The sequence below is a fragment of the Acidovorax sp. FG48 genome (assembly GCF_057809085.1).
This window is the reverse complement of record NZ_JBMDJH010000011.1, coordinates 121,113-136,493: the sequence shown is the minus strand read 5'-3', so window position 1 is coordinate 136,493 and position 15,381 is coordinate 121,113. Positions and strand designations below refer to the sequence as shown.

At 59.2% G+C, this 15,381-nt stretch carries 17 protein-coding genes; 16 read left to right on the top strand and 1 reads right to left on the bottom strand.

Annotation, left to right across the window (positions count from 1 at the left end; translation table 11 throughout):
- The first annotated feature begins 46 nt into the window (after positions 1–46).
- From ACODSU_RS16570 to ACODSU_RS16530, 9 genes are all read left to right on the top strand, one after another.
- On the top strand, positions 47–217 hold the full coding sequence (locus ACODSU_RS16570) for a hypothetical protein (RefSeq protein ID WP_488843281.1): 171 nt from the start codon (positions 47–49) through the stop codon (positions 215–217).
- On the top strand, positions 217–696 hold the full coding sequence (locus tag ACODSU_RS16565) for a head-tail connector protein (RefSeq protein WP_488843279.1): 480 nt from the start codon (positions 217–219) through the stop codon (positions 694–696). The genes ACODSU_RS16570 and ACODSU_RS16565 overlap by 1 nt, the downstream gene beginning before the upstream one ends.
- The gene (locus ACODSU_RS16560) at positions 696–1,013 is read left to right on the top strand and encodes a phage head closure protein (RefSeq protein WP_488843277.1); all 318 of its coding nucleotides are present in this window, start codon (positions 696–698) and stop codon (positions 1,011–1,013) included. Before ACODSU_RS16565 ends, ACODSU_RS16560 begins: the two co-directional genes overlap by 1 nt.
- A 7-nt stretch (positions 1,014–1,020) precedes the next feature.
- Positions 1,021–1,446 (top strand): HK97-gp10 family putative phage morphogenesis protein, encoded by a 426-nt coding sequence (locus tag ACODSU_RS16555; RefSeq protein ID WP_488843275.1) that lies wholly within the window; start codon positions 1,021–1,023, stop codon positions 1,444–1,446.
- Entirely contained in the window at positions 1,443–1,796 is a 354-nt protein-coding gene (gene gp17, locus ACODSU_RS16550; protein WP_488843273.1) for a tail completion protein gp17, read from the top strand. The genes ACODSU_RS16555 and gp17 overlap by 4 nt, the downstream gene beginning before the upstream one ends.
- A 98-nt stretch (positions 1,797–1,894) precedes the next feature.
- Entirely contained in the window at positions 1,895–2,608 is a 714-nt protein-coding gene (locus ACODSU_RS16545; RefSeq protein ID WP_488843271.1) for an NUMOD3 domain-containing DNA-binding protein, read from the top strand.
- 157 nt (positions 2,609–2,765) lie between these two features.
- Positions 2,766–3,407: a phage tail tube protein gene (locus ACODSU_RS16540; protein ID WP_488843269.1), complete on the top strand. Its 642-nt coding sequence runs from the start codon at positions 2,766–2,768 to the stop codon at positions 3,405–3,407.
- Positions 3,408–3,548: 141 nt separating this feature from the next.
- Positions 3,549–3,932 carry a phage tail assembly chaperone gene (locus tag ACODSU_RS16535; RefSeq protein ID WP_488843267.1) on the top strand — a complete coding sequence of 128 codons (384 nt, stop codon included), beginning with the start codon at positions 3,549–3,551 and terminating at the stop codon, positions 3,930–3,932.
- On the top strand, positions 3,929–4,252 hold the full coding sequence (locus ACODSU_RS16530; RefSeq protein WP_488843359.1) for a DUF1799 domain-containing protein: 324 nt from the start codon (positions 3,929–3,931) through the stop codon (positions 4,250–4,252). The genes ACODSU_RS16535 and ACODSU_RS16530 overlap by 4 nt, the downstream gene beginning before the upstream one ends.
- Here ACODSU_RS16530 and ACODSU_RS16525 read toward each other — a convergent pair.
- Entirely contained in the window at positions 4,249–4,509 is a 261-nt protein-coding gene (locus tag ACODSU_RS16525; protein WP_488843265.1) for an Arc family DNA-binding protein, read from the bottom strand. The genes ACODSU_RS16530 and ACODSU_RS16525 overlap by 4 nt on opposite strands.
- Before the next feature lie 97 nt (positions 4,510–4,606).
- Between ACODSU_RS16525 and ACODSU_RS16520 the strand changes: the two genes are divergently transcribed.
- The 7 genes from ACODSU_RS16520 (at position 4,607) to ACODSU_RS16490 (ending at position 15,380) form a co-directional block, all read left to right on the top strand.
- On the top strand, positions 4,607–4,795 hold the full coding sequence (locus ACODSU_RS16520; RefSeq protein ID WP_488843263.1) for an Arc family DNA-binding protein: 189 nt from the start codon (positions 4,607–4,609) through the stop codon (positions 4,793–4,795).
- Complete coding sequence (locus ACODSU_RS16515) at positions 4,779–5,984, top strand: BRO-N domain-containing protein (RefSeq protein WP_488843261.1); 1,206 nt, start codon at positions 4,779–4,781, stop codon at positions 5,982–5,984. The genes ACODSU_RS16520 and ACODSU_RS16515 overlap by 17 nt, the downstream gene beginning before the upstream one ends.
- Complete coding sequence (locus ACODSU_RS16510; protein ID WP_488843259.1) at positions 5,981–6,490, top strand: HNH endonuclease signature motif containing protein; 510 nt, start codon at positions 5,981–5,983, stop codon at positions 6,488–6,490. The genes ACODSU_RS16515 and ACODSU_RS16510 overlap by 4 nt, the downstream gene beginning before the upstream one ends.
- A gap of 29 nt (positions 6,491–6,519) precedes the next feature.
- The gene (locus tag ACODSU_RS16505) at positions 6,520–6,873 is read left to right on the top strand and encodes a hypothetical protein (protein WP_488843257.1); all 354 of its coding nucleotides are present in this window, start codon (positions 6,520–6,522) and stop codon (positions 6,871–6,873) included.
- An 87-nt stretch (positions 6,874–6,960) separates the two neighbouring features.
- Positions 6,961–12,957 carry a phage tail length tape measure family protein gene (locus ACODSU_RS16500; RefSeq protein WP_488843255.1) on the top strand — a complete coding sequence of 1,999 codons (5,997 nt, stop codon included), beginning with the start codon at positions 6,961–6,963 and terminating at the stop codon, positions 12,955–12,957.
- On the top strand, positions 12,954–13,883 hold the full coding sequence (locus tag ACODSU_RS16495) for a hypothetical protein (protein ID WP_488843253.1): 930 nt from the start codon (positions 12,954–12,956) through the stop codon (positions 13,881–13,883). Before ACODSU_RS16500 ends, ACODSU_RS16495 begins: the two co-directional genes overlap by 4 nt.
- Positions 13,884–15,380 (top strand): glycine-rich domain-containing protein, encoded by a 1,497-nt coding sequence (locus ACODSU_RS16490; protein WP_488843251.1) that lies wholly within the window; start codon positions 13,884–13,886, stop codon positions 15,378–15,380.
- Position 15,381: the final 1 nt, after the last annotated feature.

Genomic DNA, 15,381 nt, shown 5'->3' with positions numbered 1-15,381 from the left:
CTCACCGCTGGGCGGCTTTTTCATTGCGATTCCACAAGGAACAACCATGGCAACCAAAAAGCAGACCACCGCCACCAAGCTGCGCGTGCTGGTCGAAGGCGCGTTCGGCAAGCCTGATGACGTGATCGAGTTGGAAGGCGAAGAGCTGGCCCAGGCGCTGGCATCCGGCCAGGTTGACGCGAACCCCGAAGCCGTCGCCTACGCTGAAAGCCTGTAATGAGCTTCTTGACGCTGGCCGAGGCAAAGCTGCACCTACGGGTTGACGGCACCGATGAAGACGCCCTGATCGGCATCTACATCAACGCCGCAGAGCAGGCCGCTATCAAGGCCATGGACAGGGGCGTGTATGCCGATGGCACCGCACTGCAGACCGCGATGACTGCCGCCCCTGCTGCACTCACTGCCGCCACTGCCGCAAAAGAAGCCGCCATCGTCGCAGCCGAAGCCATGACCGATGCAGACGAGCGGGCCGCAGCCCTGCAAGTGGCAGAAGCCGCCTACCTGCGCGCCCTGGTGGCGTATCGCCAGGTGTTCGATGGCATCGTCGTCAACGACCAGATCAAGGCCGCCGTGCTGCTGACTGTTGGGCACCTGTACGCCAATCGTGAGGATGTGGTTGTGGTAGGGGCGGCGTCAGTGTCAGTTCTGCCAAACGGCGCAGACTACCTGCTGCAGCCCTTCAAGGTGTACGCCTGATGCAAGCCGGACGCCTAAACCGCCGCTGCACGTTGCAGGCCCCCGGCACAACCACCGACGAGCTAGGCCAGCCAATCCCCGGCTGGACGGATGTAGCCACGCTGTGGGCTGACATTCGCATGAAATCGGGCATGGAAGCCATCAAAGCAGGCGCGCCGGTATCTGTGGTGCAGGCATCCATTCGCGTGCGCTACAGGGCCGGTATTACGGCTGGAATGCGCGTTGTTCACAACCTGCAGGCGTACAACATCACCGCAGTCATGCCTGATGTGGGCGGGCGGGAATATGTGGACCTCATTGCTGAGGTGGTGAACTGAAATGGGCATGGCTGTACGGATGAACGTCGCGGCCTTCAAAGAAGGGCTGCGCGCCAAGGTGGACAAGCTCCATGCCGCCACACGCCCAGCGGCGCAGGCAGGAGCGCAGATCATCTACGAGCGCGCCCGCCTTGAGGCACCTGTGTCCGACGCATCGCACTACTTCTACATACGTGGGAAGAAGTACGGCCCCTACGCGCCCGGAACATTAAAGAACAGCATCTATCAGGTGTTCAGCAAGGACAACAGCTACAAGGACGTGAGCACGTACCACATCAGCTTTAACAAGAGCGAGGCTCCTTACGGGTTCATCGTCCACAACGGCACCAGCCGCACCGCAGCCCACCCGTTCATCAGCAAGGCGGTTGTCGAAACCCGCACACAAGTTCGCGCAGCCATCAAGGCGCGCTATCTGGAAGAGGTCAACAAATGAGCATGGAAAGCGACCTCTCGACGTTGCTCAAGACCATTTGCCCGCGCACGTTCCCGGACATTGCGCCATCCGGCACCGTCGCGCCGTTCATCGCATGGCAGGGCCTGGGCGGGGAGTCCTTGCGTTTCGTGGACAACACCGCGCCAGACAAGCGCAACACCTACATGCAGGTCAGCGCGTACAGCACGACTAGGGCCGAAGCACTGGCGCTTATCCGCGCTGCAGAGGCCGCGCTGTGCGCGTCGCCCGCCTTTGTGTGCAAGCCGCAGGGAGAGCCAATCTCGACCTACGAAGAAGACACCAAGCTTTACGGCGCCATCCAGCGCCATTCGATTTGGGCCGCTAGATAGCCGTAGGAAGTTTGAGGGGTAGAAATTAAAATAGGCGAGCCCGCAAGGTGCGTCAACACCGTGCGAGCTCTAACCAATCAGACTGTTGAGGAGTCGTCATGGCTGAGGCCAAATTCTACGTATATGTCCACCGTCGGGCTGATACCGGCGAAGTTTTTTATATCGGCAAAGGCTCGGGCCGTCGTGCGTGGGCTACGCAATACCGCACCGATTACTGGAGGCGAGTTAGAGACAAGTACGGGATCGTCATAGAAATTCTGGAATGGTTCGACAAAGAGGAAGACGCCTTTCGGAATGAGAAAGTTTTGATTGCGCACCATCGCGCAATGGGCGCCCGAATCTGCAACATCACAGACGGCGGGGAGGGAGCGACCGGCAATGTGATGCCAGAGTCTGCGAAGCTAGCGATCTCACGGTCGAAGACCGGAAGGAAGCGACCTCCAGAGTCCGTTGAGACACGGCGCCGTAAATCTGAGTCAGCCAAAGGTAGGCGCATGAGTCAGGATGCAATTGCAAAGACTGCTGCATTTCACACAGGGCGCAAGCGCACTGCGGAGACGTTGGCGAAGATGTCTGCCGCCCTTAAGGGCAAAGGTGTTGGGCGCGTGGTTTCGGAAGAGACGCGAGCAAAGTTGTCTGCACTTAAAAAGGGCAAGCCTGTTTCGGAAAAAGCACGGGCTGCCATCTCATCGGGGCACGAGAAGCGCACACACTACGCGCGCATGACACCTGAGCACAAGGCAAGGATCCTTGCGGGGCAGGCAGCATATTGGGAGAGACGCAGAGCCGACAAGGCGACTGCGCAGAACTAGATCGGCCATACGGCCACATAACAACTGAACCGCCCTAGAGGCGGTTTTTTTGTGCCCGCAAGGGCTTAGCAGCACCCCGCTACGAGCAATCGCAGCGGGTTTTTTTACGCCCATTGCGGGCAATTTCTCGGGGGAAAACCCCCAGAAAGGAACTATTTTGGCCTTATATTTTCCCGAAGGTTCGGCGCAACAGTTCTCGCAAACTTTTGCCGCCACAAAGACGATCACTGCTGTCACCAATGCCAATCCGGCAGTGGCAACCAGCACCGCCCACGGCTACGCAACCGGCGACGAAATCCTGTTCACATCGGGCTGGGAAGACGCGACGGACAGCGTTTACAAGATCGAAGTCGTTGACGCCAACAGCTTCAAGATTCTTGGCCTGGATACCAGCAACACCGGCTTTTTCCCTGCGGGAACTGGCACCGGTACTGCGCAGAAGATCAGCGGTTGGGCTTCGATTCCCCAAGTGCTGACCATCTCCGGCTCCGGCGGCGATGCGCGTTTCACTGATGTGCAACTTCTGGCAAAGCGCAACAGCCTGAAGATTCCCACCGGCTTCAACGCTACGAGCATCACGATGTCGCTGGCCCACGATGCCGCCAATGCCAACTACATCACGATGGTTGGTATCTCGCGCAACCTGTCAAAAGTGGCCTTCAAACAGGTTATCTCTGGCGGTGCTGTGACCTACGGCTACGGCTATCTGTCCGTGTCCGAAATGCCCAAGCTCAACAGCAATCAGGTTAACAGCGTTGATGCAGCCCTGACGGTCATTGGCCGCTCCATCAGCTACTGATCCCACAAGCCCTCTCCGCGAGGGCTTTTCTGTTTCCGGCGCAAGCCATCCCCCGCACCTACGCATCCATGTTCTTCCTTTCGCAGAGGAAGGCATGGGTGCGCAAGGGCATTTTTTAACCTCTGCGAAAGAACCTAAATCATGGCAAAAATCAAGCTCGGTAATAGGCCCAAATCGTTCAAGCGCGTTGTCACATTCGACATGCTCGAAGGCGGCAAAGGCTCCATCGAATGCACGTTCCGTTACCGCACCCGCAGCGAGTTCGGTGTTTTCATTGACAAGCTGATGGAGGCCGCTGGTGCCAAGGCCCAGCCAGAAGGCGAGAAGTTCAGCATGGCCGAGTTGATGGAAAAGACCGCAGGCCAAAACGCTGAATACATCCTCGATGTTCTGGAAAGCTGGAACCTCGACGAAGACCTGACAAAGCCCAATGTGCAGCAACTGGCTGACGAGCTGCCTGCAGCTACTGCAGCCATCATGGAAACTTACCGCACCGCCTGCATTGAGGGGCGCTTGGGAAACTGAGAGAAGCCGGGGCCGCTCTTTACGCCAAAGAAGATGCCGCCCCGGCCAATGCTTTTCTCGCGGCGGTAGCAGCGCATCAGAGCGACCAGAGCATAGAGGTCTGGCCCGATAACTGGGACTCCTTTGTCCTGTTTTCCCGGCTCGGCACTCAGTGGAATGTAGGCATGGGCGGCGCGACCGGCTTGCGCTACGAGGCTGCTTACCCTTTGATCGACCGTGCTGCGAAGTCCCCCGAAGAGTGGGATCAGTTGTTTGAAGACCTGCAAGTCTTGGAGGGCGCGGCCCTCAAGCAAATGAGCGATAACCGGGCGGAGGGCTAAGAGCGCTTCTTCTCGATGAGTTCCAGGCGCTTCGCAAGCGTCTCGGCGTGGGTGATGGTCATTTTGAGGCTCTTGAGCATGGCCCCAACGGTGTCTTGGGCTATGTCTGTATCCCTGGTTTCGAAGCTACGGTGTAGACGAGCCACTATCTCAGCGTTGAATGTCCGGTTGTTCTTCTTGGCCGACTCGTGGATATGCGCGTGCAGGTCGGGAGGGACGCGCAAGGCGGTGCGGATGTAGTCGTCTTGTGTGGCCATGGGTCTAGTTTATTGGATGGCTTCAATCTGGTGTTGACTTCAATTTGAAGCCGTGCATAATTGGACTCAGCTTCACAGTGAAGCCGAAAGGAAAGAGATGAAAGTCGAAGGCAAGCAAGATGAATGGGTGCGGACAGCGCTCCGTCTGCCGCGCGAGCTACATGCAATCGTGCATGAGGCGGCAAAAGTGAACGACCGCACTTTCAACGGTCAGATCGTTGCAGCGCTGCGCAAAAGCGTGGCCGAGCCACAGCACCAAGGGCCGCAGCATGCAAACGCAGCCTGAAAAAGGAAACGCCCCGGAAGTTGCAGCAACCGGGGCGTCGAGTGTGAAAACCCAAGACGTCAATCAAGGATTCAACATGAGCGATTCTAAAGCAGTTCAAGTCAGCAGCCAACCCGTCTTCAACTTCGGCGCGCACTCGGTGCGTGTGGTGGTGCGTGATGGTGAGCCATGGTTTGTGGCAAGCGACGTTTGCGCCGCCCTGGACTACAAGAACACCAGCAAGGCAGTGGCTGACCATTTGGATGAAGACGAGCGAATGACTCTAACGTCTGGTTATGGTCAATCGGAAGGCGGTCTAACGACTGGTTCGACCGGTGCAGGGAAGCGGGGCGGAGCACGGTTTACCGTGGTCATCAACGAATCCGGCCTATACGCCCTGGTGCTGCGCAGCCGCAAACCAGAGGCCCGCAAGTTTGCCAAGTGGGTGACAAGCGAAGTTCTGCCAGCCATCCGCAAAACGGGTGTCTATGTGGGCAAGCCCTTCACGGTCAACCCCGGCGATGTGCTGACGGCGGAAGAGCAGAATACGTTGCGCCTGATGCTCAAGTCGGCGGTGGAGCGACTGCCAAAGGAAAAGCAGGCGGGCGCGATGGTGAAGGGATGGAGCAAGCTCAAGGCCCACTTCGGCGTGCCGTACCGGGAAATTCCCCGGCAGGAGTTCAGCGAAGCGGTTTCTATCATTGCCCGCCACACCGCCGAATGGGAGGTGGTGGACGAAGTGCCGGAGATTGAGACATCAAGCCTGCGCGCCAGGGTTCAGTCGGTCGGTCGTAGCTCCAACGGCGATTGGGTGATGTCGGTCGTGTGCGGTGAATGCGGGTTCGGTGTTTGTGTGCCAGCCAAGGTGATGAGGAATGGCGGCGTGAAGGCCGGAGACTTGATCCGCATGGAGTACGCCAAAGATTCCAGCCCGTTCGACAATGAATTTGTCCGTGTATCGCTGTGGGATGAGTTTCCTTCCAAGCCTTCAAAGTGGATGCTCCCGGAAGAGCAGGCGCACGACATTGCAGAACGGCTGGACCGGCTGTGCAAACTGTTCAACCCGCTGAGCTCGCCATACAACGATGTCCTTGGTGTCATCCGCGCGTTGAAAGGGGCTGATTCAAAGACGGGTTTTGCGCGTGCTGGATTCCGGCAATTAATGCCTTCCATCGCCATGCCGTCGCAATCGATGGGAGTACCTGCATGAAGGCGGCACTCACTGCAGAGCGCCTGCGCGAGGTGCTGCACTACGACCCGGAGACGGGTGTGTTCACTTGGAAGGTGCGCACCTCCAATCGGGTGAAGGTCGGTGATGAGGTGGGGTTTTGGCTGACGCATGGATACATTGGAACGACCATAGACGGTAGGCGGCTGAAGCTCCACCGCTTGGCATGGCTCTATGTGCACGGTGTGTGGCCTGATGGTGATATCGACCACATCAACGGCGTGAAAAACGACAACCGAATAAGGAACCTGCGGATCGTGGATATGTCACGCAACCAGCAGAACCTGAAGAAGGCCCGCTCGCAAAACACCTCAGGTTTTTTGGGTGTGCATAAAACAGCGGCCAGTCGGCAGGGCAAGAAGATTTGGATGGCGCGTATCAAGGCCAATGGCAAGACAAGGTGTCTTGGCTATTTTGAAGACCCGAGAGAGGCGCACGCTGTGTACTTGGCCGCCAAGCGCAAGCTGCACGAAGGCTGCACTATTTAGTACCATGGCGCCTTCTATTTGGAGGTGCCATGGTCCGCGTGCTTGCTCTTTTTCTGGCTGGTGTTCTTGCCCTTCCTGCGGCCGCTCAGGACAAGGGCTATTCGGCGCTGGTGGCGAAGGCTAAAAAGTCGATCAGCCGTGATCTCAAAGACCCAGACGCAGCCAAGTTTCGGGACGTGGGAATTTACAAATCGACCACCGGGAAAGGTGGCGTATCGGTCTGCGGAGAAATCAACGCCAAGAACTCCTACGGCGCATACATTGGTTTCCGCAAGTTTTTGGTATCTGGCGACATCGCGATCATTGAAGGGGAAGAGGGCGGACTGTCATACGACATTCTTGGGCCGGCTCTTTGTCATGAGCGAACAGCAAGCGTGAAGTAGTCGCGCAAAACACAGCGAGCCACCCCCGGGTGGCTTTTTTCATTTCTGGGCTCGCCATCGGCGGGCCTTTTTCATTTGGGCTCACCAATGGCATCTGACCTGCAAATACAGGGCGAGGTAGTCGTCAACTCGGAACAGGCGGAAGGCGCCTTTAACCGTGTTGGCGACAAGGCCCAGCAGATGGCGAATGAGGTAGCCACGTCTGCGACCAAGGCAGGCCAGGCCGTTGACAAAATCGGTGACGGCGCGGGTGCCAGCGCGGAAAAGTTCACCCGCGCAGAAAGCCGCATTTCGGCATCCATCAAGCGCGCCACGACCGAGCTTGAATTGCTGGGCAAGACGGCATCGCAGCGCCTGGAGTTCAACATTGCCGACAAGGGCCTCGATCCCAAGAAGTTTGAGCCCATGTTGCAGCGTCTGCGCGAGGTGGAGGCCCAGGCGCAGCAAGCCCAGCGCGCGGCCTCTGGCTCACTGGACAAGATGGGCATCAGCGCAGCCCAGACCGCTGCCGCATTGCGTGGCGTGCCAGCGCAGTTCACCGACATCATCACCAGCCTGCAAGGTGGGCAAGCCCCGCTCACCGTGTTCTTGCAGCAGGGCGGGCAGCTCAAGGATATGTTTGGCGGTGCGGGAAATGCCGCGCGCGCATTGGGCGGCTATGTCGTAGGTCTGATCAGCCCGCTCACCGTAGCGGCTGCGGCTGGTGTTGCTCTGGCGCTGGCATACAAGCAAGGCAGCGCGGAGGCTGACGCCTACAACAAGGCTTTGATCACCACCGGAAACGCCGCCGGGACCAACGCATCCCAGCTCAAGGCCTACGCGCTGGAAATCAGTGGCGTTGTGGGGACGCAAGGAAAGGCCGCCGAGTCGCTGGCCGCGCTGGCATCCACCGGCAAGATCGGCGCCGAATTGCTGAAAGAAGCTGCTCAGGCCGCCGTGCAGTACGAGCGCGCCACCGGTCAAGCATTGGACAAGACGGCAGATCAATTTGCGTCGTTGCGCAGCGAGCCTCTGGCCGCAGTGCTGAAGCTCAACGATGGCATGAACTTCCTGACAGACAGCACGTACAAGCAGATCAAGAGCTTGGAAGAGCAGGGCAAGACTGCCGAAGCCGCGAACGTTGCGCAGCGCGCCTTTGCGGACACGCTAGCAGGCCGCGCCGGGGAGATGGAGCGCAACCTTGGCACTGTGGAGCGCGGCTGGCTCGCAGTGAAGGATGCGGCAAAGAGCGCGTGGGATGCCATCCTGAATGTGGGCCGCGCATCGACCAACTCCGATCAGTTGGCAGCGGTGCGTAAGCAAATTGCCGACCGCGAAAACCAGCTTGCAAACGGCGGCTTTGGCGCAAATGGCGGCGGCGCCGCATTTGGGCGGCCAAGCCAAGCAGCAACGGAGCGCCTGCGGGCAGAGCTTTCCGCGCTGCAGGCCCAGGCAGCGGCGCTGGAGGGGATCGCCAATCAAACCAGAGTTGCCGCAGAGGAAGAGCGCCAAAGGGGAGAGGCCGTCAAGGCGACAGCAGCCTTTGACAAGGCGGGCGAGAAGTTCCTGACCGACAAGGTGAAGATGGAGCGCGAGCTCGCAGCAGCGCGCGTGCAGGGCGCAGAAGCTGGCAAGAGCCAAGCCGAGATTGAGCAGCGCCTCGCACAGATACGCGAGAGCTATTCCAAGAAGGGCGGCAGCGGCAGCAACAGCGCCGACCGGGAGGCCAACCGAGAACTTGAGCGTCAAGCGAAATTGCTTGCTGAGCTGAGCGGCTTGTCCGGTTCGTTCGCCCAGGATTGGGAGTCACTGAACAAGGCATTCGCGGCCGGTGGCCTCTCTGTCGAGCAGCTCGCGGAGGCGCAAGCCAAGCTGCTGGAAAAGCAGCCCTTTGCCGTGGCGCTCGCCAAGCAACAAACAGACGCCACGAAGGCCCAGGCCAAGGCCGCAGAAGAGGGCGCCCGCGCGCACGCAAAGTACATCGAGGAACTGAGCCGAGGCGCCGTAGCTGTTGAGCAGCAGATCGACAAGATGCGGCTGGAGGAAGAAGCCGCCGCTATCGCTTCGCAGGGCTACGTCTCCTTGGAAGAGGCCATCGAGCTGGTGACCATCGCCCGCCTCAAAGAAAAGCGTGACGGGCTGCTGGGCAACGAAGACGCCTACCTCGCAGTGCAAAAGGAAATCGAGGCCCGCCAAAAGCTGCTGGGCGTCATCCGCTCCACCGAAGCGCGCAAGGCGTCTGAGGATGCAGCAAAGCAGGCCCAGGCCGATTGGCAGCGAACCGCAGAGAACATCGAGCGTTCGCTGACCGATAGCTTGATGCGCGGGTTTGAGTCGGGGAAAGGGTTTGTGCAAAACCTCCGCGATGTTGCCGTCAACATGTTCAAAACGCTGATCCTGCGCCCAACCATCAGCGCGATCATCAGCCCGGTGGCGGGGGCTATTACCGGGGCGCTGGGGCTGGCGGGCGCCGCGAACGCTGGCACGTCCGCTCTTGGCGCCATCGGCAGCGCGGCCAGCGGGGCTTCGTTCCTGGGTAACGCTGCTGGACTGCTGGGTGGTGCTGGCACTGCTGCGGGCTACGGCTTCTCCGCGCTCATGTCTGGCAACGGCCTTGGCGCTCTGAGTGGTGGCCTGAGCATGCTCACATCTGGAGGCCCAGCGGCCATCATGGCCCAAGGTGCCGGGATGATCGCCGGGGTGTTGGGCCCCCTCGCGCTTGGCATCGGTGCCCTCACGGCCATCATCGGCAAGACTAAAGGCGAAACCCGCACCGGCGGCCAGTTCGGCGTTGCGTTCGACGGCAGCGTGACCAACCAGCGCCGGGGGCAAACCTACGTCATCGAAGGCCAGCAGTTCGACCGCGACTTCACGAACGGCATGAAAACCGCTCTCAAGGACGGCATTGCCTACCGCCTGGAGGGCGACCCTGTTGCGCAAGAGCAGGCCATTCGGAATGCAGTGTCTGGCACTGCTGCTAGCATCAACAGCATCTTGAAGTCGCTGGGCAGCGCTGCAGTCTTGACGGGCTTTTCGGCGGGCCTGGAAACATCCAGCAAGGGCCGGGGCGGTGTGTTTGCGGGCGGTACGCTCAGCGGTGGTTTGCAGTTCGGCGAATCCGGCAAGGGCGACAACTACGACGGCACGCTGTACGAAAAATTCAGCACCAACAGCCCCGACTTCAAGACAGCGCTGGAGAACTTCACACTCGATCTGAAGCAGTCGACAGTGCAGGCGCTGCAGACGGTTTCTGATATCCCGAAGACCGTCCAGATGATGCTGGCGGGTGTCGATGCAGAGTCGCTGACCGAAGAAGCCGCAAACCAGCTATTGGAGGCCATCAACTCGCAGGTTGTGGGGGTAAACACCCTGCGCGCGGCCATCAGCCCTATGGGCGGCATTTTCTCCAGCATTGCGGCGGCGTCTTTCGATGCGCAGAGCCGATTGATCAGCCTTTCCGGTGGTGTGGACCAGTTCCTGCAAAACGCGGGCCAGTTCGTGTCGCAGTATTACAGCGAGACAGAGCAGGCAGGCGTCGCTGCGGTGCAGCTGGCAACGGTGCTGGAGGGCGTTGGGATCGACCTGACTGCGTTGGGCGTGGACACCAAGGGTGAGTTCCGCGCGCTGGTCGAAAGCCTGGATGTGAACACAGACGCGGGGCAGGAGCAAATCGCTGCGCTGCTGCAGGTGGCGCCTCAGTTTGCCGAGTTGGCCGACTTCCTGCAGAAGAACAACATGACACTGGAGCAGCTAGCTGATTCTGCGCCGCAGGTATCGGCGCTGGAAAAGTTGCTATCGCCGCAGGAGCAGACAGCAGCGTCCACGGCAGAGTCTGCCGAGTTGCTCGGGAATCTGGTGAGCGAGACATCGCGCGTTTCCTCTGCGATCAGCGGCCTGGCGGCATCTATCGAGAGCAGCACCGTCAATATCGTTGTTCAAAACCAAGCGTCGTCCAATGTCACCGTTCCTCGCTTCGCTGCTGGCGGCGCGCACCAGGGCGGCATGCGCCTTGTCGGCGAAAACGGCCCCGAGTTTGAATTCACTGGTCCCAGCGCGATTTACTCCACCAGCAACAGTACCGACATGCTTGCGGCTGCGGTGGAGCGTGGGTTCATTGCGGGGGCCGCTAAGTCCACCTTGAGCGTGAAGTCCATGGCGCCGATGGCCGCAGGGCCAAAGACTGCCGAGGACATTTTCCTGACCAAGTTCAAAGACTGGTATCCAGAGTTCGCGGACCGGTTGAACAAAGACACTATCAAGCAATTGATGGGCTTTGACTTCCTGCAGTTCAGCGCTTACCAATCATCGGTAACGCCTGAGCTGCTGGACACCGTTTTGAAGCTGCTGGAGTCTGGGTTCTCGTCCGGCAAGGTCAATCAGTACATCGACTTGATCCGTGGTCCCAACACCGACTCGCCGATCATGAACCCCAATCTTTATCTGGACCAGTTCAAGGCGCGGACGGAATGGGGGTGGACGCCTGAGCAAATCAAGGCAGAAATCCAGAGCGGTTCTACAACGGCACTTGATAGCACGCTTAAGTCGCTGTACTACGGCATCTTTTCCAAGAAGGAGCTGGACCAGGTGCGGCTGGTGGTGGGCGATGCAGGTAACTCTATGGGCATCACCCAAGACAACCTTGCAAAGCTCTCCGAAGCTGGGTTGCTGCAGGACTACATCACGAAAGATGCGCAGGGCAAGTACAGCCTGCGTGCATCAGAGCTGTTCTCGCAAAGCGGCGCAGGTGGTGCGGCAGATGCCGAGCAGCAGCGCATGAATGATCTGCTTGCCGAGCGGCGCCAGCTTGAAATCCGACTGCTACAAGCGCAGGGCAAACAACAGGAGGCGACAAACCTCATTCGCGAGGATGCAATCAAAGGTCTGAGCGCGGAAGCAATCGCCATCTATGACAGCAACCGTGCGCTGGAAGAGCAAATCCGCGTCCAAGAGTCTCTGAATGGCTTTGCCAAGGAGGCCAAGCAACTGCAGGCCCAACTATTGCAATTGGGTGGAAATGCTGCAGGCGCGAAGGAGATTTTGCGTGCGCTTGCCATCGAAGGACTCAGCGAGGTGGAGGTGGCGGCATACGACGCCAACGAGGCTCTGCGTGCTCAGATCGAGGCACTGAATGGCGCTAAATCTGCCGCACAGGCTGCGCTGTCCACCGTTGAAGAGTCTGTACGCGCTGAGCAGGACCGACTGCGCGAAAAGTTCCAAGCTGAATCAGCAGCGCTGCGGGAAAGAATCCAAGGCATCAGCGATGTGATCAGGACCGTGGACGCCGCATTGCAAAGCATTCGCGGCACGGTTGCCGATACAGGCATTGCGGCCCAAACGGCGGCGCGTTTGACGCTGCAATCCACGCTCACTGCGGTGCAGGGTGGTGCCGACATCAAGGGCTTTGAGTCCGTGATCGAGCAAGCATCGGCAACGCTTACACGCAACGATCCCAATCTGTACGCAACGCGGGAACAGTACGTGCGCTCGCAGGCTCAGGCCGCTGGGTTGCTGCAGGGTTTGAGCGAAGTTGGCGGCGCGCAGTTGTCGGCGGCAGAGCAGCAGCTACGTGCTTTGGAAAATGGTTTCAACGCGCAGATCAAGCTGCTGGATCAAGTCGTGGAAAACGCAAGAAAGCAACTGGAGTCAATGCTCGGTATCGAGAAGACGGCGCTATCGATTGATGCAGCCGTCAAGCAGTTGGACGCGACCATGGCGGCATTGGCGTCAGCGATCGCATCAGCTGCAGCTGGCAATAACAATAACACTACCCCCATCATTGCTGACGAAGGTCCTAACGGTAATTTGCCCTGGGGATGGGGCACTGCGCCGCCGGTCATGGGAGTTATAAACCAGCGCGCCATGGGCGGCTACACCCCAGCAGGTCTCACCCTTGTGGGGGAGCAGGGGCCGGAAATCATCAACTTCCGAAGCCCAGGCATGGTCTACAACGCGGGCCAGACATCGAGCATTCTGGGCAACCAAGAGCTGGTCGAAGAAATCCGCTCGCTGCGGGCCGAGGTGATTGAGTTGCGCATACAGGCGCAGCGCACGGCGAACGCAACCAACGGCAACCCTGAAAGCCCGATGCTGGTGGAGGTGGCATGAATTTCATCAAACCGATCACCATCACCAGCGCAATGATTGCGGCAGGTACAAGCATTGCGGAGCCTGCATCGGGGGAAACGGCCTGGGTATCCGGCGCCACTTACGCGCTGGACGCCGAGGTCATCAGAGCCACAACGCACCGCCGCTACGTCGCAAAGCAGGCCCACACGGGACGCTCCCAGTTGCCCGAACAAGACGGCGCGTACTGGGCTGATGTGGGGCCGACACAGCGATGGGCGCCGTTTGACCAGTACGTGAGCACTGGTGCTAGCGCCGCCACAAGCCTGACCTATGTGTTGAGGCCGGGGTATGTCAACGCCATGAGTTTGTATGGCCTTGTCGGCTCGTCCATCAGCATCACGCTCAAGGATGAGCCTGGGGGCACAACGATCTATTCGCAAAGCGGCCCACTGTTTGATGACCCGGCTGGCTGGTATGAGTACCTGTTCATCCCGCCGTCACCGATCACCAAACTGTCCCGCTCCAACCTGCCGATCAGGCCCGATGCGGAGATCACCATCACCGTGTCGGCGGCCAGCGGGCAGCCGGTGGGTATCGGAATGATTGTGTTGGGCGACCTTGTGGACCTGGTGGGTGACCTGTCAGAGTTTGGCGGGACGGAGTATGGGGCGCAGGCCGAGCCTGTGACCTTCAGCTACATCAAAACCGATGAATTCGGCGAAACAACCATCGTGCGCCGTCATCGCTCCACGAATTTGAGCGCAAAGATCATTTTGCCAAGTGCCAAAACTGACGAGGCGCTCAGACAAATACAGGATGTCTTAGACGTCCCGGTTGCGTGGATTGCAAAACCCAACATACGCGGATTCGGCGGCCTGAACGTGTTCGGCCTGGGCTCTGCGCGCGTGACATACGAAGGACCGGGCTTGTCCCGCATTGATCTCAGTGTGAAAGGAATGATCTAAATGGCTATCACAGCACCACCAGACATCGATGCTCTTCCGGCCCCTCCGGACCCGAATGACCGCAGTACGTTTAACCAGCGTGCATATCCATGGAGCGTTGCTCAACAGACCCTGGCTACCCAGCTAGGTGCGGTTGCCGAAAACGTTTTCGACAATGCGACAGAGGCCGCCACGGCTGCAACGACTGCCACCACTCAGGCGGGAATCGCAACGTCGGGAGCCAGCACGGCAACGACACAAGCAGGCATCGCCACTACTGCAGCAAGCTCGGTAACCACACAAGCCGGGATTGCAACGACACAGGCAGGCATTGCAACGACACAGGCGGGGATTGCAACCACAAAAGCAGCAGAGGCTGCGGCCAGTGCGGCATCTATATCTGGCGGCCCAGTGACTTCGGTCAATACAAAAACCGGAGTCGTCACGCTGGTGCCTGCAGACATTGGATTGAACTCTGCGAGCCAAGTGGAAATGGAAGCGGGCACAGAAACGGCTTTGCGTGCCATGTCGCCTTTGCGTGTAGCGCAGGCGATTGCAACCCTCGGAAAAGGGAAGATTACAAGGTCCGCACGCACAAGCAACACGGCACTCACTGCTGCCGATATTGGAAAACTGATCGACATAACCAGCGGCACATTCACGCAGACATTTGACGCCTGCGCCACTTTGGGTAGCGGCTGGTTTGTCTATCTACGCAATGCCGGGACTGGCGACATCACCCTAGACCCCAACGCATCAGAAACTATCGACGGGCTCACAAGCTATGTAATGTATCCCGGTGAGGTTCGAATCATTCAGTGTGATGGGACTGCGCTGCGAACGATCGTCCTGAATGCTTTTTATAAAGTATTCGACACATCTGGAACGTTCATCAAGCCGCCAGGTTACGCACTGGTAGAGGGGGTGGCATGGGGGGGTGGGGCATCCGGCTCAAAGAATTCCGCTGGTAGTAGTGGTGGTGGTGGTGGTGCTGGCTGTCCATTTAGATTTGTGACAGCGAGCCTCGCGTCCAGCGTATCAGTCACTATAGGTTCAGGCGGCAATCCAGTCACCGGGGCTACTGCAACCGGATTAGCGGGCGGCAGTACCACATTTGGCTCCCTTTTTACGGCCCCCGGAGCGCCTGCCGTCGTTTCAAGCGGCAACGGTGGCGATGGCGGTTCTGTAGTTGCGGGAGTGGCAGGGTGGACTGGCCCGACCGGTCTCAGCGGCGCTGGCGCTGCATCTGTATATGCCGGGGGTGCTGGTGCTGGAGAGAATTCCGGCGCAGCAGCAAGCGGCGGGCCATCGATCTACGGTGCGGGCGGTGGCGGTAACGGTGTTGCTACGCCTGGTAATGGGGGTGCTAGCGTTTTTGCCGGTGCTGGTGGCGCAGGTGGTAATGCTTCCAGTGGTTCGCCGGGGTCCGCGCCGGGTGGTGGTGGAGGTGGCACAAAAACTGGCGCGCAGTCAGGTGCTGGCGCTAGAGGTGAGCTGCGTATTTGGGGGGTGATCTAAC